20 protein-coding genes are annotated in these 22,590 nt (G+C 44.8%); 8 read left to right on the top strand and 12 right to left on the bottom strand.

Annotated elements, in window-relative coordinates:
- Nucleotides 1-485: 485 nt before the first annotated feature.
- From AOT82_RS10685 to AOT82_RS10675, 3 genes are all read left to right on the top strand, one after another.
- Nucleotides 486-1,301 (top strand): SDR family oxidoreductase, encoded by an 816-nt coding sequence (locus AOT82_RS10685; RefSeq protein ID WP_071002966.1) that lies wholly within the window; start codon nt 486-488, stop codon nt 1,299-1,301.
- Between the two features lie 4 nt (nt 1,302-1,305).
- Nucleotides 1,306-2,577 (top strand): AGE family epimerase/isomerase, encoded by a 1,272-nt coding sequence (locus AOT82_RS10680; protein ID WP_156770991.1) that lies wholly within the window; start codon nt 1,306-1,308, stop codon nt 2,575-2,577.
- 239 nt (nt 2,578-2,816) lie between these two features.
- Nucleotides 2,817-3,380, top strand: a complete 564-nt coding sequence (locus AOT82_RS10675; protein ID WP_058025448.1) for an NUDIX hydrolase — start codon at nt 2,817-2,819, stop codon at nt 3,378-3,380.
- 67 nt (nt 3,381-3,447) lie between these two features.
- On the opposite strand, the gene AOT82_RS10670 is transcribed toward AOT82_RS10675, so the two are convergent.
- Nucleotides 3,448-6,528, bottom strand: a complete 3,081-nt coding sequence (locus AOT82_RS10670) for an insulinase family protein (protein ID WP_071002964.1) — start codon at nt 6,526-6,528, stop codon at nt 3,448-3,450.
- Nucleotides 6,529-7,342: 814 nt separating this feature from the next.
- Here AOT82_RS10670 and AOT82_RS10665 point away from each other — a divergent pair.
- Nucleotides 7,343-7,804, top strand: a complete 462-nt coding sequence (locus tag AOT82_RS10665; RefSeq protein WP_071002963.1) for a universal stress protein — start codon at nt 7,343-7,345, stop codon at nt 7,802-7,804.
- 99 nt (nt 7,805-7,903) lie between these two features.
- Here the strand turns inward: AOT82_RS10665 and AOT82_RS10660 are convergent, their stop codons facing one another.
- Entirely contained in the window at nt 7,904-8,839 is a 936-nt protein-coding gene (locus AOT82_RS10660; protein ID WP_071002962.1) for a LysR substrate-binding domain-containing protein, read from the bottom strand.
- 222 nt (nt 8,840-9,061) lie between these two features.
- Between AOT82_RS10660 and AOT82_RS10655 the strand changes: the two genes are divergently transcribed.
- Nucleotides 9,062-10,186: a YeiH family protein gene (locus AOT82_RS10655; RefSeq protein ID WP_071002961.1), complete on the top strand. Its 1,125-nt coding sequence runs from the start codon at nt 9,062-9,064 to the stop codon at nt 10,184-10,186.
- Nucleotides 10,187-10,374: 188 nt separating this feature from the next.
- Here the strand turns inward: AOT82_RS10655 and cspE are convergent, their stop codons facing one another.
- Together cspE and AOT82_RS10645 are read right to left on the bottom strand one after the other, a co-directional pair.
- The gene (gene cspE, locus AOT82_RS10650) at nt 10,375-10,584 is read right to left on the bottom strand and encodes a transcription antiterminator/RNA stability regulator CspE (protein WP_025644841.1); all 210 of its coding nucleotides are present in this window, start codon (nt 10,582-10,584) and stop codon (nt 10,375-10,377) included.
- A gap of 233 nt (nt 10,585-10,817) precedes the next feature.
- The gene (locus AOT82_RS10645; protein WP_071002960.1) at nt 10,818-11,243 is read right to left on the bottom strand and encodes a YbaN family protein; all 426 of its coding nucleotides are present in this window, start codon (nt 11,241-11,243) and stop codon (nt 10,818-10,820) included.
- An 828-nt stretch (nt 11,244-12,071) separates the two neighbouring features.
- On the opposite strand from AOT82_RS10645, the gene AOT82_RS10640 reads away from it, so the two are divergent.
- Nucleotides 12,072-12,968 (top strand): ABC transporter substrate-binding protein, encoded by an 897-nt coding sequence (locus AOT82_RS10640; protein WP_071002959.1) that lies wholly within the window; start codon nt 12,072-12,074, stop codon nt 12,966-12,968.
- A 73-nt stretch (nt 12,969-13,041) separates the two neighbouring features.
- Here AOT82_RS10640 and AOT82_RS14260 read toward each other — a convergent pair whose 3' ends face one another.
- The 3 genes from AOT82_RS14260 to AOT82_RS10630 all read right to left on the bottom strand — a co-directional run bounded on the left by AOT82_RS14260 (nt 13,042) and on the right by AOT82_RS10630 (nt 17,471).
- On the bottom strand, nt 13,042-13,167 hold the full coding sequence (locus AOT82_RS14260; RefSeq protein WP_257785218.1) for a hypothetical protein: 126 nt from the start codon (nt 13,165-13,167) through the stop codon (nt 13,042-13,044).
- Between the two features lie 35 nt (nt 13,168-13,202).
- Nucleotides 13,203-14,267, bottom strand: coding sequence for a RelA/SpoT domain-containing protein (locus tag AOT82_RS10635; RefSeq protein ID WP_071002958.1), 1,065 nt, complete (start codon nt 14,265-14,267; stop codon nt 13,203-13,205).
- A 270-nt stretch (nt 14,268-14,537) separates the two neighbouring features.
- Nucleotides 14,538-17,471, bottom strand: coding sequence for a valine--tRNA ligase (locus tag AOT82_RS10630; RefSeq protein ID WP_071002957.1), 2,934 nt, complete (start codon nt 17,469-17,471; stop codon nt 14,538-14,540).
- Between the two features lie 290 nt (nt 17,472-17,761).
- On the opposite strand from AOT82_RS10630, the gene AOT82_RS14115 reads away from it, so the two are divergent.
- Nucleotides 17,762-18,082 carry a hypothetical protein gene (locus tag AOT82_RS14115; protein WP_227517141.1) on the top strand — a complete coding sequence of 107 codons (321 nt, stop codon included), beginning with the start codon at nt 17,762-17,764 and terminating at the stop codon, nt 18,080-18,082.
- 29 nt (nt 18,083-18,111) lie between these two features.
- Nucleotides 18,112-18,912, top strand: a complete 801-nt coding sequence (locus AOT82_RS10625) for a formate/nitrite transporter family protein (RefSeq protein WP_223333556.1) — start codon at nt 18,112-18,114, stop codon at nt 18,910-18,912.
- Between the two features lie 166 nt (nt 18,913-19,078).
- On the opposite strand, the gene AOT82_RS10620 is transcribed toward AOT82_RS10625, so the two are convergent.
- From AOT82_RS10620 to AOT82_RS10600, 5 genes are all read right to left on the bottom strand, one after another.
- A complete protein-coding gene (locus AOT82_RS10620) occupies nt 19,079-20,002 on the bottom strand; it encodes a bile acid:sodium symporter family protein (RefSeq protein WP_071002956.1) in 924 nt (307 codons plus the stop codon).
- A gap of 312 nt (nt 20,003-20,314) precedes the next feature.
- Nucleotides 20,315-20,848, bottom strand: a complete 534-nt coding sequence (locus tag AOT82_RS10615; protein WP_071002955.1) for a YbjQ family protein — start codon at nt 20,846-20,848, stop codon at nt 20,315-20,317.
- A gap of 78 nt (nt 20,849-20,926) precedes the next feature.
- Nucleotides 20,927-21,364 (bottom strand): YbjQ family protein, encoded by a 438-nt coding sequence (locus AOT82_RS10610; protein WP_071002954.1) that lies wholly within the window; start codon nt 21,362-21,364, stop codon nt 20,927-20,929.
- A 109-nt stretch (nt 21,365-21,473) separates the two neighbouring features.
- A complete protein-coding gene (locus tag AOT82_RS10605; protein WP_071002953.1) occupies nt 21,474-22,031 on the bottom strand; it encodes a UPF0149 family protein in 558 nt (185 codons plus the stop codon).
- Between the two features lie 248 nt (nt 22,032-22,279).
- Entirely contained in the window at nt 22,280-22,516 is a 237-nt protein-coding gene (locus AOT82_RS10600; protein ID WP_057761656.1) for a PA3496 family putative envelope integrity protein, read from the bottom strand.
- Nucleotides 22,517-22,590 lie beyond the last annotated feature (74 nt).

Genomic DNA, 22,590 nt, shown 5'->3' with positions numbered 1-22,590 from the left:
CTGCGAAAAATAGCGTTTAATCTTGCTATACCATTTTTATAATGGTTTCACTATATATGTGGTCACTATGATAAATATAAAACGGCTTACCGCTTGTGTATAAGCTTTGTTATATAGACTGAGCCTCTATCCAAGTGAGCCTTTCAACTAAATGTCTATTTTTTTGCCGCGTCTTTACACCTTTCTAAATCACTCAATATCTCATACCGTCTGTCTCAGACGGTGATCGTTTTATTAATTAAGATTTTCTCAATATCCTTTTTGCCTGGTACTTATCAATGATAATAAATATCATAACTGCAGCTTTAAATTACCAAACATTAACCGAGTAATATTTCAAAAAATGCATTTGGGTATTATGATAACTGCTAGCAAGACTATGAGGCGGACATCCTAAAATAGCATTATAAAAATACTGACACCAACGTCATAGGATTGCTGTAATAACAATAAACAATACCTCAAAAGAACAAAGGATACAGATTATGACAGACCAAATCGACAACATGATGCCACCTGCTGAATATATCAATGATAACTATAAAGGCTCAGGAAAACTGGCTGATAAGCGCGTTTTAATCACTGGCGGAGACAGTGGTATCGGTCGCGCAGTGGCTTTTCATATGGCACGTGAAGGCGCCAAAGTTGCCATCCTTTATCACTCTGATGAAGAGAGCGCCAATGAGACGCGTAAAGGTATTGAAGCAGAAGGCACAGACGCGGTGGTACTGCAGGGTGATACAGCAAATAGTAGTAGTTGCAAAGAGGCAGTCGAAGCGGTCGTGGCACAATGGGGCGGCATTGATGTGCTAGTCAATAACGCTGGTATGCAAAAGCCGTATCATGATTTGTCTGAAGTCAGTGATAAAGACTGGCAACAGCATTTCGATGTCAATATGGCAGGAATGTTTTATGCAACCCGCGCCGCCCTTGAGCATATGAAAGAAGGTGATAGCATCATCAATACGACATCTGTTAATGCGTATGTCGGCAATGATGTATTGGTGCCGTACACCGCAACCAAAGGCGCTATCGTTGGCTACACCCGCGCGTTATCGCAACAACTACTTAGTCGCGGTATTCGCGTCAATCAGGTAGCACCAGGTCCTGTAGTGAGCGAGATTCAACTGGTATTTAAAGACTTTGATAAAGATATTTTAGAATCGATGTCCTCACCAATGGGGCGTATGGGTCAGCCACGCGAGATGGGCGCTGCCTATGTATTTCTTGCTTGCCAAGACAGTAGCTTTGTGACTGGGCAGACCTTACACATAAACGGAGGCATGATTACCAATGGCTGATATCATGGATTCTCCTGACTCTTCTGACCTGCTATCTGTCTGTTGGGCAGATAGCAGTAGTCATCGCCGCTGGTTGCTCGCTGAAGGACAACGTTTGCTCGAACATTATGCCAAAGCGCGCGTGCCATCAGGGTTTGCTACTTTGGGTCACGATGGCAACATGGTAGATGACACAGCAAAGAGCATCATCACTACGAGGATGGTGCATTGCTATGCGCTAGCGGCACTAATGGGTATACCAGGTGCAGCAACACTTGCTGACCATGGCCTAGATGCGTTGCTCGATGGTCCATTGCGCGACTCGGTACATGGCGGTTGGTTCAGTGATGCTTACTCAACTCATGAAAACCCATCACGCAAAAACGCCTATCTGCATGCGTTTGTCGCGCTTGCTGGCGCGTCTGCTAGCATTGCTGGTCGCCCGCGCGGTACAGAGTTGATGGAGGCTGCAATAACAATCATTGATCAGCATTTTTGGTTAGAAGATGAGCAATCAATGCTACCTTCTTTTGCCGCTGATTGGGCTGATCCCGAAGATTATCGCGGCGCCAATTGCAACATGCATACGACCGAAGCCTGCTTAGCACTGACAGATGCCACCGGTGAAACGCGCTGGCTAGACCGCGCACTACACTTAGCCAAGCGTTTTGGTCATGATATTCCTGAGGCTTATGGTGGACGTTTGCCCGAGCATTTTGATAGTGGGTGGAATCTGTTGCCCGACTACGATGCGAATGAACCTTCTGATGACCTGCGTCCCTGGGGACTCACACCTGGTCACTTTGCAGAATGGGCAGGACTGCTGCTCAAGGTTGAGTCTGCTTGTATCGCGCATGATTATGACATACCTGATTGGCTGCTACCTGATGCCATCGCATTATTTGATAGCGCTATCGATCGTGGCTGGGCACCTGACGGTCAGCCCGGCATGGTTTATACCATTGGCTGGGATGATGAGATTTCAATACCAAACCGTCCTTACTGGGTACAGGCGGAAATGGCTAATACCGCACTGATGCTATCGCGCCGTACGGGTGATCCGCGCTTTGAGTATTACTACCGCTTAGCTTGGGATTATATTGCCAGTACTTTGATTGATCTTGAGCACGGCGGCTGGCGTCATGAGGTAGATGCAGATGGCAACTTAAGTACGGTCATATATCCGACGCGCGAAGATCTTTATCATGACTTTCAAGCCACATTGACGCCATTGATTCCTATCTCTGCGTCGGTAGCTGGTGGACTACGCACACAAATGCTCAAAATAAAAACCTAATTCCTATGTAGGATATACTCGATAATATAAGAACGCTTTGATGGCAATTAAAATGCGCTGTCAGAGCGTTTTCGTTGTAATCATAAAAATTAAATAAAATAACTTTTTCGTTAAAAGTAAAAGGATATCCTCAAAAGTATTTGTCACTATCGCTGCTGTATACAAAAGCAAACATCAGAACGGCAAAAAAACTTTTAAGATAAGTGGACATACAATATTTACTAATAAAGGTAGTTGGTATGAGCTATTGTCTCCAATGCGGTCATAAAGCAGAACGAAAAATCCCACCTACAGATAATATGCCGCGCTTGGTGTGCCCCAATTGTCACTATATCCACTACGAAAACCCAAAGGTTATCTGTGGTTCGCTAGTCGTACACGAAGACAGAGTCCTACTGTGCCGCCGAGCGATCGAGCCGCAATATGGGCTATGGACGATACCTGCAGGTTTTATGGAAAACGGCGAAACCATGGCTGAAGGCGCCGCACGCGAGAGCTACGAAGAAGCTGATGCCATCGTACTGAATCCGCATCTATACTGCATTTATGACCTACCAGATATTGGGCAGATCTACTCTATTTATCTCGCCGATCTAAAAGATGGTGCGTACGGTATTGGCTCAGAAAGCCTTGATTGTGCGCTATTTAGTGAAGAAGATATTCCATGGGATACGCTCGCCTTTGAGGCCATTCGCCTTACCTTAAAAAACTATTTTTCTGATCGTAAGCAGTATAACGAGTTGTCAGAATTCCCGATCCATCAAGACAAAATCGGCAAAGATTTGAGTATCAAACGGTACTAAGCAAATACTACATACAAAAAAGCCAAGCATGACGCTTGGCTTTTTCTTGGTGATAGATTTTGCTACCTTAGCTCTTTATTTTACAAACCTCAAAGCCCAGTCCTTTGACTGTCTCTTCTTTATTATAAGGCGCTAATACGGCACGCACATGCTTTTGACCTTGCAGATATTGCTTGGCAACACGCTGTAAATCATCAATGGTCACTGCCAAGATCGCAGCACGCATTTTGCGCTGCCAATCAGCACCGCGATGATGCAAGTTGGCGAAGCACGCTTTGATCGCCTCCCCTGCAGGAGAGCCTGGCTTATCCATACCGGAGATAATACCTAAAATCGCCTCTTCTAATTGCTCATCGTTTTGTGGCTCGTTTAAGATCCACTCAATACTGGCCTCAAAATGCTCAAAGGTTTCAGCGCACTGCGGATCGCGGTAACTAAAGAACTTAAAGGCGCAAGCATTGGCGTCATAGCCAGCACCGCCGCCATAGGCACCGCCGCGTTCACGAATGGCGCTGTGCAGATAGCCATTACGTAGGTAAGGCGCTAACACCATGAGTGCGGCAGTATCAGGATGGTCAGCCGCTGGTACCGTATAAGCACTGGCATTATGATAAACGTTGGTTGGCACTAACCACGCTAAATCTGCAACATCGAGCACATTGTTTTTAACATCGTCGCCACTCTCTAATGCCTTGACTGAATTAGTCTCACCATTTAACGCAGTATCTAGATGCAGATTTGCAAATTCGCTAGGGATATTTGCTTCAGTATTGTCTGCTTTTTCAGCAGATGTGACTGCTTTGCTCTCTGTCCAGCTATCGACGATGAGGCCACTCAAGCGTTCCGTTTGCTCGGCTTCACAGATAATAACGGCATGCTTAGGTAAGCTGATCAAACGTTGATGCAAATCCATCAAACTCGTTGCCAATGTATCCCACTGAGTATCATCGCTACTGGCATGTCCCAAGAACGCTTTTAGTGCATTTAGTGCTGGTAAACCACTACGCACATATTCTAGCTGCGCTTGACGACTCATACCGCGACTGGCGGTTTGCATTGCATATGAGTGACCAGAACCTGCCAAATTGGATTGCCAGCTGGCTTGACGCTGCTGCAAGATTTCTTTGATGCGATCATGCTCAGTAAAGATGCTGTGTTCCATTACTTCTTTGAGCAAATCAATCGCTTCAGGTTTGCGGTTGAGCGCGCGCGTTGCCACGACAAAATAGCTGCTAATCGATTGACTATCATCCACGTGGGTACGCTGGCTGATACGCGCGGTCACACCCGAAGAATGCGCGGCTTGCTTGGCCTGCATCTCATGAGCACTCATCGAGTCAGTACCCAGCTCTGATAGTAGGCTTAAATAAATCGGTAGCAATGGATGATTGATCACCTCGTTCACAGGCAAACTGCTGGTGTCCTGATTGCCAATGGCTTCAGTGAGCGGTACGATCACCTGATAGTAATAGATACCATTGGTGCCCGCTTCATATTCAAATAGCGTACTATCTTGCCCGCTCAGACGCACCTGCTTTTGGGTGCCTTCTTTAAAGCTAATGTCTGTTGGTACGTCTTCTAGACCTACCTTTGGCAGTAAGCTCAAATCATCTGGCGCTGCTTGGCGTGCGGCCAGATCTAATGCTTGCTTGTGCAAGATGTCTTTGTCATCAGCGCTCAAGTCCATCGCGATGGTATCTAAACGCACTTGCTCTGCTGCAGCAAGGCGCGCTGATTTTTCGCTATCTGGCGTCATGGTCACGCGCACACGGTGCTGATTGTCCAGCAGATGCGTTTTGATTAAGTTCGGTAGCCACTGCGGATCGACCACTTGCTCGCGCAACCACTGTAGATGCTCATCCACTTCCCACACATCGATAGGGTTACCATCATGAATGGCAGTACTAAAGCCCTCTAACATCAGGTTTAGACCATAAGGAATGCTATCACCGCCGATATGGCGCTGATCAATTTCAATCTGATGCAGAATGGTTTCGATCGTTTCGTCATCAACTGGCGAGTTTGCCACCTCAGTCAGCAAGTCAATAATGCCTTGCTCGACCGCTTCGGCATGCTCTGGGTTAGAGCCGCGCAGTCCCGTATAAAAGACCATTTCATAATGGCTGTCATCCAGCCCTAATAGCGGACTTGGCGCTTTGCCCAGTGGATGGCTGTCCAAATAAGCACGTAGTGGCGAGCCTGAATGCTCAATCAGTACGCCTTCGAGCAAACGCAGCGCCAAACGCTGCTTAGGATCAGTGATCGACGGCAACAACCAAGCGACCACGTGATGGGTCTGATCTGGACCGGCTTCATCAGCAGTGTACGTGTCAACTGCACTAATAGGTGCAGACAAACGCTGCTCTGGACGCGATACGTGTTTTTTACCTGCTTCGAATTGAATCAAAGCATCTTCGTGTATTTTCGCTTGCGTCTCAGCAACAGGAATATTACCAAAACTCATGATGACACTATTCGATGGGTGATAGTGACTCTCATGAAAAGCTGTCAGCTCAGTATGCGTTAAGTCAGGAATCTGAGCAGGATCGCCACCTGAATTGTAGTGATAAGTCGTCGTTGGGAATAGATGATGCGCAACCGTATGATAAAGCTGATCAATCTCGCCACTCATCGCGCCCTTCATCTCGTTAAAGACGATACCTTTAAACTGGGGCTTGTCGTTTTCGTCCAGCTCTACGCGGATGCCTTCTTGCGCAAAATCGAGCGGGTGGATATTGGGAAAAAACGACGCATCAAGGTACACAGCAAGCAAATTAAAATAGTCGTTTTTGTTTTGCGTGGCATACGGATACGCCGTCCAATCGGCTGCGGTCATCGCATTCATAAACGTGTTTAATGAGCGTTTGATCATTGAAAAGAATGGGTCACGTACTGGGAATTTCTTAGAGCCACACAATGCGACGTGCTCCAAAATATGCGCCTCGCCTTTTGAGTCCATCGGCTGAGTACGAAAACCTACTAAAAACGCATTTTCATCGCTTGGGTGCGCTAAATGATAGTGCATCGCGCCTGTCTTCACATGCTGACTGATCAGCACATCCATCGATAGCGCCTCAATATGGCGATGCTCAATCAGCTCAAATGCTGGATGCAACGTGAGATCAGCAGTAAATGGGGTATCAGTCATAGTTATCCTTATCGCTTACAATGCGTATCGTGTGCCCTGACTATCAGGGTAAATAGAGTGGTAAAAATTATTGAACTATCAGTCGTAAAAATGGCTATTAAAACATTTTGACTTACAATTTCTGAAAAAACTGAATGCTAAACCCAATACTGGCTTTTGAACTCAATTATGCAGGTATTTATAGTGACTATATTGGCTATATTGGCTAAAAAAGAATTGGCTTAGCGCTATTAGTGGGGTTTGGTCGTTGATAAGTCAAGTCAGCACATGGGCAATAATATATCGTGAAATGCTCGCCACTCTTTCAAACAGCCCAATATAATTCCAACAAAAGCCACATTCAAATGATGGTCATATCGCTTAACAGAGACCGTTTGCACTGTTATAGTCAATCAATATTAAAAGTGGTACAAGGCAGACGAGTGCAAGTACTACAGTAGTAGGCTAGCAGTCAACTCTGAGGTGACAGCTGCCATTTCTAACAGTAAAGGTATTGTTGACTACTGTCATGAAAAAAGGTCGACTTACTCATCATTGGGCGTCATGAACGTCACGGTATCGCCGCTTGGTTAGTCGGGTGCAACAGCCGATAATATCTTGCCAAACATCCCTTGCAACAGCCTAGTCGTCAAGCTTGATGAGCCAGTATCAGAATAAGGGGGCCGGCTCATCATTCGAGTTAACCTGTTATTTGTTAGCATTGCACTCGGGTGTTGTTCCATATCAAAATCTATGTCACAAAGATAGACAAGCATTACTTAACAGCGCTCTATAGTAGTGCTATAGTAAATACTATCTGACATGAGGAAGACGTATGAGTTACGAACATATTTTACTGGTCACCGACTTACTCTCTGATGCGGATATCGTCGCGCAAAAGGCCAAGCGCATCGTTGAAAACCGTCCCGGTTCTAAGTTGTCTGTGCTGCATATTGTCAAAGATACCATGGTGGGCTTCGGCTATGAGCTGGTACCTGCGTCAAGTCTTTATGATGAGATTGATGACGAACGCTGCCAAGAAGCACGGGCAAAACTGGCGCAATTCCTTGAACGCAACCAGCTCAATGCGGCAACGTCAGAAGTCACTACCGCTATCTCTAGCAGTGAAGGTATTGTCAGCTACTGTCATAAACACGACGTCGATCTGTTGGTCATCGGTCGCCATAAGCGCACTGGTATTGCCGCATGGATCAGTGGCGCGACAGCAGATAATATCTTGCCTAACGTACCTTGCGACAGCTTGGTCGTAAGACTCGACAAACCGGTTTCGACGTAGCAATTTGCTTTGGCTATATGGAATTATCAGTTAACAAAAAGCGCCCTATCATGATTAATACGGCGCTTTTTTACTCCTCACATTTTGACATTATCTCAGTTAATCTTGTTGGATAATATCTATAAACGTCTGCCAAATGGGGCTTTGATGACGGGCTTTGTGCCAGACCAGCCACCATGTCCGCGATAGATCGATTCCTGCAACGCTTACTTGCACCAGCTCACCTGTTGCCAATTCTGTCTCAATCACATGCTGCGATAGGCAGCCAAGACCAATATCTGCACTCACCATATGTTTGATGGCTTCTGATTGGTGTATGGCCTTTACCACTTCTGCATTGGGTAGATACTTTAGCAACTGCTCATCGATAATCTGCCGTGTGCCCGACCCTGCCTCACGTACGAGTAGCGGCAACTGTGCTAGCTGATTAATAGTTAGCTGATAGCAGCCCTTATCTTGGCTATAGATAGCGACGTTCTTTAACCATTTACTATCACGTTTGGCAAATATCATCAGCGTATCCGTTCGCCATTCGCGCTGCTCAATGGCTTTCATGTCTATCGGACGCGGCATCCCTTCTACTAAAGCAATATCGATATTGAGCTGCTCAACCTCACTCACCACCTCCTGAGTATTGGCAATATACATATCGACATTGGCATCTGGTAGCGCCTCATATAACTTACCAAGCAATGATGGCAGCACGTAATTGCCAATCGTGGTACTCGCCCCGATATGTATCTGCCTCGCTTGATATTGGTGATAATGTTCAAGCGTGAGCGATTGACCCAAGATAGCCTGTGCCTGTATATAAATAGGATGGGCATTGGGATGCTGATTAAGCCTGCGACCGACGCGCTCAAACAATGGCATCTGTAATCTAGACTCAAGCTCTGTCAGCGCACTGCTGACCGCCGACTGTGATAAATGCATCTCTTCACTGGCACGGCTGGTGCTACCTGTCTGGTAAATACTGACAAAAACAGCGAGCTGCTTAAGTGTAATCTTTGGCAATGTCTGTACAGATTTTTTCATGTTATTGATGATGCCTTATGTCATTTTTTAGCCTGTCTTATTCGCTATACATGTCTTTTTTTGCTACTCATGCGCGGTATATCTATTTCTACCGTAAACACTAACCTAAAATATCGATAGTTTATATCTTATTAATCTGTTTTTATTATAAATATAGTCAGCTTATACTGTCTACTCATAAGCTTATGCTTATTTTAATATCAGTAATAGGATATGCCTCTTATGCATACACTAGCCAAATCAGTCAGTCGTTCAGTGAGTAACTACATTCCAAGCCAACGCCACTTGGCTGGTTTGGCTGTGGTACTGATCGGTAGCGCATTCTGTCTATGGTTAGATACGCGTTTGGATGCGTGGTCGAACGGACGTATCGTTGGCTTATCCTCTTTAACGCTCGCGATTTTGCTGGGTATGGTCTTGGGCAACACCGTCTATCCAAATTTTGCTGAACGCTTAGGTAGTGGAGTCGCTTTTGCAAAAGGTCAAATTTTACGACTTGCGATCATGTTTTATGGGTTCAAGCTGACCATGACGCAAGTGGCGAGCGTTGGTATGCCAGCGATTATGACCGATGCTCTCGTCCTGACGTCAACCTTTATACTGACCTATTGGATCGGCACCAGATGGCTAAAAGTCGATAAAGAAACCGTTATACTCATCGGCTCAGGCGCGAGTATCTGCGGGGCGGCGGCTGTCATTGCTGCAGAGCCAGTGGTCAAAGCTCAAGCACATAAAGTGACTATTGCTGTGGCGACGGTCGTGGTCTTTGGCACCATGTCCATGCTGCTCTATCCTTTTCTCTATCAGCTTGGTTGGTTGCAGCCTTGGCTTAGTGCCCAGCAGTACGGCATGTACACGGGCTCAACCGTACATGAAGTGGCGCAAGTCGTGGTCGCAGGCAATGCCATCAATACTGAGATTGGCGACACTGCTGTCGTGACCAAAATGATACGGGTGATGATGCTCGCACCTTTCTTACTTGTGCTCTCATTTGCGCTAACCAAAGATCGCTCCGTAGATAATGCCGCTATAGAACATGAAGGTAGTAAAAGCGAGACAGCATCATTTATGAGCCGCGTCAAGCAAGTCAAAGTGCCATGGTTTGCGTTTATTTTTATCGGTATCGTCTTATTACATACTTGGGTGCCAATGTCTGCAAGCATTGAGCGTAGTATGGTGAGACTAGATGACGTACTGCTTACGATGGCGATGTTTGCGCTAGGTCTAACCACGCATCTAAGCGCGATCAAGCAAGCTGGCGTCAAACCTCTGGTATTGGGTGCGGTGATGTTTGGCTGGTTGATATTGGGCGGTGGTCTGATCAATATCGGTATTAGCTTTATATAATAAGTCAATTGCTCATGCTTATTGACTTACCTCAGTACCCAGTACAAAAATGCCTCTAACTATCCATATAGTCGGAGGCATTTTTATATCTGTCGTTTCATTTAATACCAAATCACAGACGAAAAAAAAAAACGAACCCTAAGGTTCGCTTTTTTACATCTTTTTATCTATCTGTCTATAAAGACAAATTAGATAGCAACGATGTTATGTGCTTGTGGGCCTTTTTGGCCTTGAGTTACAGTGAACTCAACTTCTTGGCCTTCAGCCAAAGTTTTGAAACCTGAGCCTGAGATTTCGCTGTAATGAGCGAAAACGTCTGCGCCGTTTTCTGGAGCGATGAAACCAAAACCTTTAGCTTCGTTGAACCACTTAACTGTACCTTTTTGAACGTCTGACATAGTCATAACCCTGATATTTAATTTATTTGTGGTCTAATAGACCGATAACGCTTGCAAATAGCTACTGAACGATAAATATTAAAACGAAGGATTATAACTAATACTACGAGGTAATGATTTGGTGCAGAACTGCTCTTAAGCTTGGATGTATTATAGGGGGAACATCCTAGTATCGCAAGCCTTATCTCAGGTTTTATGTAACTGGACTTAACTATTGCCCTATATTGGCGACTTTATTTGGCATTTGGCAGACGAAACAAATAGACGGCAACCCCGCTACAGACCAGTGCTACCAGCCATGCCGCCCATGTCATATCAGCGGGCAGACGATAAAACAACATGGCAGTCGATATCGCCATCATGATGGTCGCAAGCCACTTAGCATAGAGCGGTACTGCATGATTTTCTTCCCAATCACGGACGTATTTGCCGAAGTATTTGTGATTGATCAGCCAAAAATGAAAGCGCTTAGAGCTACGCGCCCAGCAGCCTGCTGCAAGTAGTATAAAAGGCGCAGTCGGCATCACAGGCAATAAAATACCGATAATCCCTAAGACAAAAAACACCCAGCCAAGCGTCACAAAGGTCCAGCGTATCATTGGACTTCTAGATTGGTTGGTCTTAGGCCTATGATAAAACGCTTTTTTATTATGGGTCATATAAGTGATGTCGATGGACGGTGCGGTGAATGATTTTGGTAGCCATCAAAAGTATTTACATAGCTACTTGTATGAATAACCAAGCATGCAATATCACCAAAAATTGTACAAGCCCATTTATACAAGCTTTTTGCTATCGATCAGTATCGTTGGTTAGTGATTGGGTAAGTACCAATGACAAATACTGCGCTCTTCTATTAACACGTCGATTGCAAGCGCTTATAAGATTGAAAGCGCTTATAAAAAGCCAACACAAATGTGAACTGTTATAAAGGGCGGTTAACGAGCGTCAGTCATCACCTTTCATTGTCATTCCTTGTACGCTTGCATCGCCGCTTACAAGTCGTCTATAGTAGAACCTCAATAAAATTGATGCAGCATAGGAAACGCGCTCGATTAAATGCTACTTTTCTTGCTTGCTGTGACTGCGTCTCCAGAGGCTGCGAAAAATAGCGTTTAATCTTGCTATACCATTTTTATAATGGTTTCACTATATGATGATGCAGTAGCTATCGATAATAGCCATTAGCAGTACTGATCAAAAATAATGCAGCACCACTTAACCTTGTCGGGGTGCTTTGCTTTTAACCTTGTAACGATTGTTAAAACCATCGCTGAGACACACCCGTGAACCTGAAGCAGTTAGCACTGACGTAGGAAACAAGCATGACAGAACCTAAGCAGTCTATAAATAAGAGAAATCTCTATCTGATTCGCTGAACTGATAGCGCCTTACATGTTGAGATTTTGCCTTTCTTGTTTTGCCTTTTTTGTTTTATGTAAACAGCATCAGTCTGATTGTTTTCTATCATTAAAAAGGAAACAACCATGCAGTCGACCACCAAATTGACCCTCACCCTCGAATGGTTTTTGAACCCTGATCACCTGCCCTTTATCGCGGGTGTGACCACGGGCGCATATGAGCAGGCAGGGCTGGATATCACTATTATCGAGCCAGATGACCATTATGATGGCTTTGCTGAATTGCAAAACCAAAGTATCGATCTGCATGTGAATGAGCCAATTCATTTATTTGAGCATTACGCGCCGAATCTGCGCGCGCTTGGCTGTTTTTTTGAGACCGATGGCGGCATATTGATGCAGCAATCCAGCATGGATAAGCTCAAGAACAATCAGCCGATTCGCATTTGCACCCCGGCGGCTGAAGAAAAAACCAATCGCATTGGCTTTGAGATATTAGCCCGCTATGCCAAGAAAAATGGCTTCACTATCAGTCGTGACAATGTGAGCTTTGTACAAAAGGACTTTTATCATATAAAAAACCTGCAAGAAGACCCAAGTCTCGATGGTGCATGGCTGTGCTTTTATAACTTTGAAGGCGTTGAGGCAACTCATGAAGGGCTAGACTTTACGTTTATCGATCAGCATCTGTCACCTTATCCGAATTTTTCGGCGTTAGAGATTCTGACGACGGATGAGATCTATAGCGCGAAAAAAGACGCGATAGATGCCTTTATCGACGTGACCAACCAGATGACAGAGCTGTGTAAAAATGATCCAGAGACTGCCCACCATATGTATTACAACTATAGTAAAACTGAGGCGGATACGCTGATGGATGCGATCATTGATAATACGCTGAGCAGATTGATCACGCCAATCACGCCTGATGCAAATAAATGGGAAGAACTGCGTGAGATGCTAGCCGAGATCGATATCGTGACGTTGACTGATGAGCAGTATCAATCGCTGTGGGTGCTGTAGGCGTTAAAATAGTTTGAGTAATAAAAAACCGCCATCGTGTTTGCTATGGCGGTTTTTTAGATTTTGAATTAAGTTAATATAAGAAGCTGGTATCCATCTCTATTGGGCTTTGGCGAGTGAACTTGAGCGTGATTGGTGCGGTGTCATCAATAGCAAGGTTGCTTAAAGGCGCGCGTTGTCCAACGGTGAGATGGTTCATGGTGTTCCTTTGATCTATTTGAGAGATTAGAAAATTTAGCTCAAGTTGGATGCGTAATCATTTAGCCTATTAAAATACCTTTTTAGAATGCTTATAAATTCAGATACATCTATGTAGAAGTTCGGAAAAGCCTTTCTCAAGTTAGTTAAATTTGTAATTTCAACGAATAAGACTTGAATTTGATCTGTATAATTCAATTCTTCTTCTAATCTAATATAAAGGTCATTAACAGTTTTAGATGCCGCTTTAGGATAAGTTCTCACTACACTTTCTTTTTTAATGTAGTCAATAAATATAATTGCATAGTCGTTCTTGGAAGTTTCATTTAGCTTATAGCTTATATCGGAGGTCATATTATTAAGAAGCGCTAGTAGTTCTGTTATTTTTAACTCTAGCATTATCTCTTTGAGCCTTATAGAACCTCTAATTACCTGTTCCGCGTCATCTATAGTAAGGTGCTTACGACCACTTTCAAACTTCTCAAACCATGAAAATATATAAGAAGATTCCTTAAAAAAACTCTTCCAGTCTTTTTCGCCATCGCCCCCTTTGAAATCTACTCCCATATAGGTCCCTATAGTTTCTACTACAGTAGACCATGCATGCTGTGACTTCGTCCTAACTTGTAACTCAAATAGTCTTTTGTACTCTACACCTTTATGGCTATTCGTTACTTCGAAAGTTATATGGTAACTTCTATATCCATCTTCTTTAGGTTTTTTTATATAGTTAAACTCTCTAACGAGAGAAATGTTTTTACCTAAGATTTTACCTTCTTGCAATAACTTAACTACCTTTGCTAGCTCTTTTAAATCATTGACTACAAGTCTTACGCCTACAATATCCTGCATTTTTGTAAGTCTCATACCTTTACTTTTGACTAATTTCTGTTTTATTGACACTAGCCTTTTTAGTCGTTGACCTATGTAGCAATTCTTAAGATTTAGATTTTTGACAATTCTTTCTAATAGTTTTGAAGCTATATCCAATGTATAAATGTTGTGAGATCGCCATTCTCTTATCACTTCATGAGCCTGCCTGCTATTAAAGTCTTCAGATATAAGCTTATATACGTTGTTATAGTATGTGTTTGACTTCATTCGAAGATACTCACTATCGGATGTAAATATTGTTGTATTTTAAAAATATTAAGAAGGATGTATTTATTACTGATTTCGGAAAACATTATTTACCGACTTCGTTTTAAATAACAAAGTAGTAGAAACATACAGGATGATAAATCATAACACATAGATGTTTATCAATAGCATAGAGATGAAGTCTGAGGTAAAGAACTACCCAGTAGATAATAAAAAACGCCATCACAATCGTGATAGCGTTTTCTACTTATACCGGTATTTCTACGCTAATTACAACGCTTTAAGCTCCTCCATCTGCGCCGCCATAGTCTTAATCTGCCCTTCTAGCTCAGCCAGTTTCGCTTTCTCAGCATCGACCACTTCCGCAGGTGCTTTACTGACAAAGCCTTCATTGCCGAGCTTGCGCGCGATACCGTCGGCTTGCTTTTGTAGCTTTTCATGCGCTTTGCCCAGACGTGCTAGCTCAGCCGTTGGATCGATGAGCCCTTTCATCGGTACGAGTACCCGTAGCTGACCGACCATACTTGATGACGAGAGTGGCACCTCATCGCCTTCTTTGACGATGGTTAAGCTCTCGACTTTGGCAAGCGCTTTGAACTGGTTTTTGATACGGGATAGACGCGCTTCTTCGTCGCTAGAGACGTTTTGTAGTAGCACTGGCAGGCGTACCGCGTTACCCAGTTTCATCTCACCACGGATGTTACGGACGCTCGCGATGAGCTCTTGTAGCCACGCCATATCCGCTTCAGTCTGCTCACTGATTTGGCTGGCATCAGTCTGTGGGTAGTCAGCGATCACGATGCTGTCGGTGTTTTTGCGACCCAGTAGCGGCGCGATGGTCTGCCAGATTTGCTCAGTCAGATACGGCATGATTGGATGGGTAAAACGTAGCGCCGTCTCTAATACGTGCAGTAGTACATAGCGGATTTGCGCTTTACGCGCATCCGTCACCGAGTCATCGTTGAGGCTGGCTTTGGCAAGCTCCACGTACCAATCGCAGTACTCGTTCCAGATAAATTCATAGATATCTTGGCTGACCATATCGAGACGATACTGGGCGAAATGCTGATGAATGTCTTTGATACTAGAATTCAGACGACTCATGATCCATTTTTCTGGTAGCTCCCACACGTCAGGGTTCGCCGTTTGGTCGATAGGCAGCGCGCTCCCCTCTTTATCGACACAGTTCATTAGGACAAAACGGCTGGCGTTCCAGATTTTATTACAGAAGTTACGATAGCCCTCGACACGCTTTAGATCAAAGTTGATATCGCGACCGGTACTGGCTAATGAGGTAAAGGTAAAGCGCAGTGCATCGGTACCGTAGGCTGGGATGCCTTCTGGGAACTCTTTACGCGTTTGCTTCTCAATCTTGGCCGCGTCTTTTGGGTTCATCATGTTGCTGGTGCGTTTTTCTACCAGCGCTTCTAGCTCAATACCGTCGATTAGATCGATCGGATCTAAGACGTTACCTTTTGATTTTGACATTTTTTGACCGTTGCCATCCCGTACCAGACCATGCACATAGACGGTCTTAAACGGTACTTGCGGCGTGCCGTCTTCGTTTTTGACAAAATGCATGGTCAGCATAATCATGCGCGCGACCCAGAAGAAAATAATGTCAAAGCCCGTGACCAAGACGCTAGTTGGGTGGAAAGTCTCCATCACGCGTGGATCGGCGTTGACGTCAGCCCAGTCAAGCGTACTGAACGTCCATAGACCCGAGCTAAACCACGTATCAAGTACATCATCATCTTGGCGCAATACCACATCATCGCTGAGATTGTATTTAGTGCGAACCTCCGCCTCGCTACGTGCGACATATACCTCACCTGCCGCATCGTCGTACCACGCTGGGATGCGGTGACCCCACCACAGCTGACGGCTGATACACCAGTCTTGCAGGTCAGTCATCCATGCCATATACATGTTTTTGTACTGCGCAGGGACAAATTCAATACGACCATCTTCGACCGCATCAATCGCTGGTCCCGCCAGCTTATTGACGGCGACATACCACTGATCGGTCAACCATGGCTCAACGATCGTACCGCCACGCTCAGCACGTGGGGCTTTGAGTGCGTAGTCCTCAATGTCTTCTAGCCAGCCCTGATCGCCTGCTTGCTCAACAAGGAATTTACGCGCGGCAAAACGCTCAAGTCCTGCGTACTCGCTAGGCGTAGTCTCTAGCTCTGGCTCACGCGTTTGCAAGTCAGGATAGACTTCCATCGCTGGCAAAATGTTGGCGCGCTCATCGAGAATATTGATGAGTGGCAAGCTATGACGACGACCCAATTCATAATCGTTAAAGTCATGCGCTGGGGTAATTTTGACACAGCCTGTACCGAAGTCACTCTCGACATAGTCATCAGCGACGATAGGCACGACGCGACCCGTAATCGGTAAAGTAATGGTTTTGCCGACCAAGTGTGCATAACGCTCATCGCTCGGATTGACGGCGACCGCCGTATCACCAAGGAGTGTCTCAGGACGGGTGGTGGCGACGACCAGATAGTTTTTGCCATCTTGCGTGGTCAGCTCTGTGTCCGTGAAATAATAGCGGAAATGCCACAAGCTACCTTTTTCATCGTGGTTTTCGACTTCAAGATCTGACAGCGCAGTTTGGAATTTTGGATCCCAGTTGACCAAACGCTTACCACGATAGATAAGGCCATCGTCAAACAGGCGTACGAATACTTCTTTTACCGCGTTAGACAGACCATCATCCATGGTAAAGCGCTCACGTGACCAATCAACCGAGCTACCCAAACGACGAATTTGGCTAGTGATACTGCCGCCCGACTCTTCTTTCCATTCCCACACTTTATCGATGAAATCTTCACGTGTCATATCACGGCGGCGGATGCCTTGCGCCTCCAAGCGACGCTCAACGACCATTTGGGTTGCAATACCGGCATGATCCGTACCTGGTTGCCACAGCGTGTTGTCGCCATTCATACGGTGATAACGTGTGAGCGCATCCATGATTGCATTGTTAAACCCATGACCCATATGCAGCGAGCCCGTGACATTTGGCGGTGGCAGCGCGATAGAGAACGACTCGTCTTTATCAAATGTTGGGGCAAAATAGCCGCTTTCTTCCCAGCCTTGATACATGCCTGCCTCGACTTGTGCAGGGTTATAGGCGTTTTCTAATTGATTGAGTGCCGCTTGAATAGAGGCAGTTAGGTTGTGGTTACTCATAATGGCATTATCTTTTATTGATTGAATGTGATCAAAGTTAATTGAATTAAAGAGAATATAAAAATTAGGAAAATAATGAATAGAGTGATTTTAACGCAGATAGGCAGATTTTGTTAGATGGTAAGGCAATTTATAAAGCCTGAAGGTCATTTTTCATGCCGTTATCGAACAATTAATAACCGCAATTGGTTAAACACTCAACAGAACCTACCACAGTCATGCGCTAAAATAACATCGATAGCGTTGTATCAGCTCTATCCATATACCAGCCGACCAACAGTGAGTCACCCTTGTCCCAAAATAACAGACCTAACCAAAGCCGTCGTCAGGATGCTCAGGATATCCTACCAGATAGCGCGCGCGTGAGTACCACCAGTCATTCATCTCAGGATGACGATGCAAGCGATCCTCATAAAAAAGACAATATGGCGCACAGTCACACGCTACAGCACAGCCACTCTCCAGAAGACGACGATATAGATATTCATACGCATAGCCTCGCAGATGATCATATAAAGGCCACCGAAGATTTAGACAATGATGACCTGCCAGAAGAAATCAGCGACGAAGACAAAGAAACCATTAAAAAGTTGCCAGTGACGATAATTTAAGCCAAGCGAAAAGCTATGCCAGTATTTTGGTGGAGCAAGTCATCCATGCCAAAGAAACCTTTGAGCGCTCGCTTGGCTCGCTGTTTACCAGCGCCTTTACAGCTGGGCTTGAGATTGGTATCAGCTTTTTTGTGATTTTATCGGCGTTTGCCTTACTTAATGATGTGCTGCCGAGTCGCTATGCGATGGTACTGTCCTCCCTGCTCTATCCGATCGGCTTTATTATCGTGGTGATTGGTCAGTCGTTATTATTCACTGAGCAGACCTCCCTACTCAGTCTACCTGTGCTAAACAAGATTGAACCACTGCATAAGCTGCTGCGTCTATGGGGCATCGTTATCGCTGGTAACATCGTCGGTGGCTGTTTGTTTGCCGCTTTAATAATTGGTTTGGGGCTGCATATGCATCTGTTTACCGACCATGCTATCGATGCTTACGCTGAGCATATCTTAGGGTTTGAGTGGTGGGTCATCTTTGGTAGTGCGGTACTGGCAGGTTGGATGATGGGCGTGGCGGCATGGCTAGTCACATCTGCACGCGATACCCTTAGCCGTATTGTTTTGGTTTCCATTATCACTAGTAGTATCGGGTTTTTGGGTCTGCATCACAGTATCGTTGGCAATATTGAAGTGTTTTCAGCATTGCTGTATGGCAATACGGTCAGCCTATGGCACTATTTGATATTTTTAGTCGTGGTCTTGGTGGGCAATACGGTCGGCGGCGTGGTATTTGTCGCGGTACTCAAAAACCGCACATTCTTGTTTGAAATTGAAAGGGTCAAAGAGCAGGCCGCTGAGGCACGAGCAGAAGTAGATAGGCGCAGATTTTAGCGTTGAGCGATGCTATCCGTATTGAATCAACCCACACACTTTAAGAAACCATGATAAATATAACAGCCCACAATAACTCTCATCATAAAAAGTATATTGTGGGCTTATTTTATTGGGTCGTGCACTGCGTACTTAGCAATGCACTGCGGCTTACATTCTGATTAAACTACATTCTTCTTGCAGCCAATACGCTATTTTCTCTGTCTACTCTATTCGCTTTATTGTGTTGCGCGGTAAATACTCTGACCATGATACCTGCGGTTAAGAACATGATTAGCGTATAAATAGCTGGAGTCAACGACATCTTATAGTTAGCGAGCAGCGTCAATGCCATAAACATCGACAGCGTACTGTTTTGTAGACCCACTTCCATGGTGATTGATCTTCTCTGCGCAGGATTTAGACCGAACCATTTACTGGTGTAATAACCAAGCGCCATCGTCGATACGTTCAATATAAGCGATACAGGGCCAGTGGCAACTAAGGCCTCGACCAAAATATCTCTTTGCACATATCCTAAAAAAATTACCAAGAAGCTCAAAAATATCACACCAAAACGAGACACCATCACCTGTGCCTTATCGGCGAAGCTTGCCGCATAGCGTTTGATGAGCATACCAATACTAACTGGCAGTATGGTCAGAGTAATCAAGCTGATCATGGTCTTGGCGACTGGCAACTGAAACTCACTACCAGCACCCATGAAGTACACGAGCGAAAAACTCAGCACGATAGGAATGGTAAAGACGGTGATAATACTGGCGATCGCCGTCATTGTGACCGAAAGCGCGACATCCCCTTTTGCCAAATAAGTAAATAAGTTAGATGTCGTGCCACCAGGACACAGTACTAGCAGCATAACGCCAACGGCATACTCAGGCTCGAGTGACATGAAAGTTGCCAAGGCAAAACCGACCAATGGCAAAAATAGTAGCTGATTGGTCAGTCCGATTGCGACTGCTTTGGGATATTTGACGACTCTTTTAAAGTCATTGGTAACTAAGGACAACCCCATTCCCATCATAATCAAAAAAATACTAATGGGAATGACTTTTGAATTGACAAACGTGACTAACTCCACACCTTCCATAACTACATCCTTGTAGATATAACCCTTACACGGGCAGGTTTATGACAACGTTATGATGCTCAATCAGCCAATCCTGCTGATATCTTGGGTAAAAGCCACCGACATTGTCAGCGTTTTTATACGACACTTTGTACACAACACTTTTTGGAATCATCACTACTGACATACACCCAAAAAATGTCGAAACATTGAAAGTCAGTATATCGTTGTAAAAGTGTATGTATTTGATTTTTCTGACTACTGGTCAGTCAGCGTTGGGTTTTGTGCTGCGACAACCACAGAGGAGAATCTAAATAGCAGTGCTACGAGGTATTAAGAGATGCTAGGAAGTGCAGAAGGTACACGTGCAGGCGATGTGTGTGTAGCAGAAACGATAGGTGTGTGATCAGTACTGATGACCGCCGTGCCATAAGCAATGGCTTCTACCATACTGCCCAATTGGTTTATGTTAGTGACTTCTAGACGTACACCATAAATATGAGTGTAGCCTTTGGCTTTCGCTTGTGTACGCATACGGACGATTGCCTCACGGCGCGCGCGATCAAGTAGGGTCTCATAGGTGGTTAGGTTTTTGCCAAAGAGACTAAGCACGCGAGCAATAATCATCTTAAAGTAATCTTGAGCAATAACGACGCTGCCAAGAACTAGCGCGCCCTCACTACCGACAGCCAGCTCAGGACGGTAGAAACGCTCGCTTGAAACCGTAATATCCCCTAGCGCCTGCTCTGCTACCGTTAGCTGTGCCAAATGCTGACGCTCGTGACGCGACCCAAAAAACCAACCAGCGGCGAATAAAAAGATAAACGGCCCATAATTGATAAGCACTTGCGTGAGTGAGTCATTCATGGGACGTTTCTCATTATAAAAATCATTACGGTTTTTAGCATTGTGGTTTTCAGTGCTACAGCTTTTAAAGCGCTAAGATCAACCAAAAGGATTAAAACGCGGTAAATCCTCTGGCGCAGTCTGGACTTGAGGGTTGGGTGTTTGACCGGACGGATAGTGATTATCGCTTGGTGGGTTCTGGAGCTGCTGCGATACTGGTACCGCTTTGACCGCTGTTCCATAAACAAACAGCTCAGAAGCCCCTTGGGCGATACTAGAGGTAGAGAAACGCAAGCCGACGATAGCATCAGCGCCCAACGCCTCGGCTTTCACCACCATACGATCGATCGCTTCTTGGCGTGACTCTTCTAACAGCTCGGTGTAAGCGGTCAGCTCGCCACCAACGATGTTTTTTAGCCCAGCAAACAAGTCTTTGCCCACATGCTTTGAGCGCACCGTACTGCCATACACCACATCTAAGCGCTCGGTAATTTGATAATTAGGTAGGTGTTCAAGATTGGAGAGTTGCACAGCCATAGTAAGACCTTATCGGTAACTTATTAAAGTATCTAAAAGAATGACCAGAGCGACTTAACGCAGCACCAATAAAAGACAGTACGATTATTCGTACTGTCTTTTAGAATGACTAGTCATTGGTATGAAACAACAAAAACAGCTCGGTCAAATTGCCTTCGATGCTGTTGGCCATTTGAACCATCTTATCTTCATCGCGACGCATTGCTTCTAGCTCTGGATCTTCATCATCAATGCCGCTTAATACAATCATTGGTAAGGTCAACACAGCCACGTCTTCTGCTGTCTCTTCGTCTTCAAACCAATCACTTGCTTCATCGCCATACATGGCATCAACAAAACCAATCGACCAAGCCACAATATCTGATTCATCTGAAAAATCAACTGCCACTTCTTCGTCACCAGCATCTTCGCCAAATGGCAATTCAATCGGAGTCTCGTTTTTTAGCTCAGCCATGATCGAGTCGCGCCAGCGCTTGATACCATCGATGACGTTTTCTGGAATCTCACTCACATGACCTTCAAAAAGTGCATCCATCCAGTTAGGGAGTGGGCGACCAATGACCGTCGCTGTCAAAAAACCATGCGCCGCGACACTATCGAGCACAAACTCGCTCTCTTGGTTATCCAAATAATCGAGCAGTTCATCAAAACTTAGTTGGTTATTCATGGCTTAACAGTCCTTGAGAGATAGCTATCGTCAATCGCAGTGATTGATTGGTTAATGGCAAAAGGGTTTTAAAACAAAGGCTGCTTGAATAACCGTAACCAAGCAGCCCTTATAAAGTAAGTATTATTGAATAGAGCAGATGGCGAGCCATTGTCAAAAATAACAAACAGCGAGCAATCGGTATAACTGAGTAGATAATTATCACTCATTAAAGCACTTTAGTCAGCTTAGACAATGGTGCCAATGAATTAAAAATCGTCGTCATCCCAATCATCACCATCTTCATCAAAATTGTCTATATCATCTAGATCATCTTTTAATTCTTTAGCCAAACGCTTTTCTTCTAGCAAATTATCGATCAGTCGACGCTTCTCAAGACTACTTAAACGCGTACGTACACTTGTCTCAGCTTCTTCAACCATCTTTGCATCGTCATCGTCGACAAAATCATCATCAAAATCGTCGTCAATATCAGCGTCACTCATGACAAACTCCTATCATTTTTAGGCAAGGGTATTAAATATACATCAATATATATATGCCTTATAAAGTCTCTATT

The sequence above is a fragment of the Psychrobacter sp. AntiMn-1 genome (genome assembly GCF_001854065.1).
Taxonomy (GTDB): Bacteria; Pseudomonadota; Gammaproteobacteria; order Pseudomonadales; family Moraxellaceae; genus Psychrobacter; species Psychrobacter pacificensis.
Note: the sequence above shows the minus strand (reverse complement) of the source record. Positions and strands in the feature narration are given on the sequence as shown.

Coding starts and splice junctions, on each gene's coding strand:
- AOT82_RS10645 (WP_071002960.1), bottom strand. CDS start 11,243: ATGACCCATAATAAAAAAGCGTTTTATCATAGGCCTAAGACCAACCAA.
- AOT82_RS10665 (WP_071002963.1), top strand. CDS start 7,343: ATGAGTTACGAACATATTTTACTGGTCACCGACTTACTCTCTGATGCG.
- AOT82_RS10640 (WP_071002959.1), top strand. CDS start 12,072: ATGCAGTCGACCACCAAATTGACCCTCACCCTCGAATGGTTTTTGAAC.
- AOT82_RS10610 (WP_071002954.1), bottom strand. CDS start 21,364: ATGGCTGTGCAACTCTCCAATCTTGAACACCTACCTAATTATCAAATT.
- AOT82_RS10655 (WP_071002961.1), top strand. CDS start 9,062: ATGCATACACTAGCCAAATCAGTCAGTCGTTCAGTGAGTAACTACATT.
- AOT82_RS10675 (WP_058025448.1), top strand. CDS start 2,817: ATGAGCTATTGTCTCCAATGCGGTCATAAAGCAGAACGAAAAATCCCA.
- AOT82_RS10660 (WP_071002962.1), bottom strand. CDS start 8,839: ATGAAAAAATCTGTACAGACATTGCCAAAGATTACACTTAAGCAGCTC.
- AOT82_RS10685 (WP_071002966.1), top strand. CDS start 486: ATGACAGACCAAATCGACAACATGATGCCACCTGCTGAATATATCAAT.
- AOT82_RS10630 (WP_071002957.1), bottom strand. CDS start 17,471: ATGAGTAACCACAACCTAACTGCCTCTATTCAAGCGGCACTCAATCAA.
- AOT82_RS10680 (WP_156770991.1), top strand. CDS start 1,306: ATGGATTCTCCTGACTCTTCTGACCTGCTATCTGTCTGTTGGGCAGAT.
- AOT82_RS10600 (WP_057761656.1), bottom strand. CDS start 22,516: ATGAGTGACGCTGATATTGACGACGATTTTGATGATGATTTTGTCGAC.
- AOT82_RS10605 (WP_071002953.1), bottom strand. CDS start 22,031: ATGAATAACCAACTAAGTTTTGATGAACTGCTCGATTATTTGGATAAC.
- AOT82_RS10615 (WP_071002955.1), bottom strand. CDS start 20,848: ATGAATGACTCACTCACGCAAGTGCTTATCAATTATGGGCCGTTTATC.
- AOT82_RS10635 (WP_071002958.1), bottom strand. CDS start 14,267: ATGAAGTCAAACACATACTATAACAACGTATATAAGCTTATATCTGAA.
- cspE (WP_025644841.1), bottom strand. CDS start 10,584: ATGTCAGACGTTCAAAAAGGTACAGTTAAGTGGTTCAACGAAGCTAAA.
- AOT82_RS10670 (WP_071002964.1), bottom strand. CDS start 6,528: ATGACTGATACCCCATTTACTGCTGATCTCACGTTGCATCCAGCATTT.
- AOT82_RS10620 (WP_071002956.1), bottom strand. CDS start 20,002: ATGGAAGGTGTGGAGTTAGTCACGTTTGTCAATTCAAAAGTCATTCCC.
- AOT82_RS14260 (WP_257785218.1), bottom strand. CDS start 13,167: ATGAACCATCTCACCGTTGGACAACGCGCGCCTTTAAGCAACCTTGCT.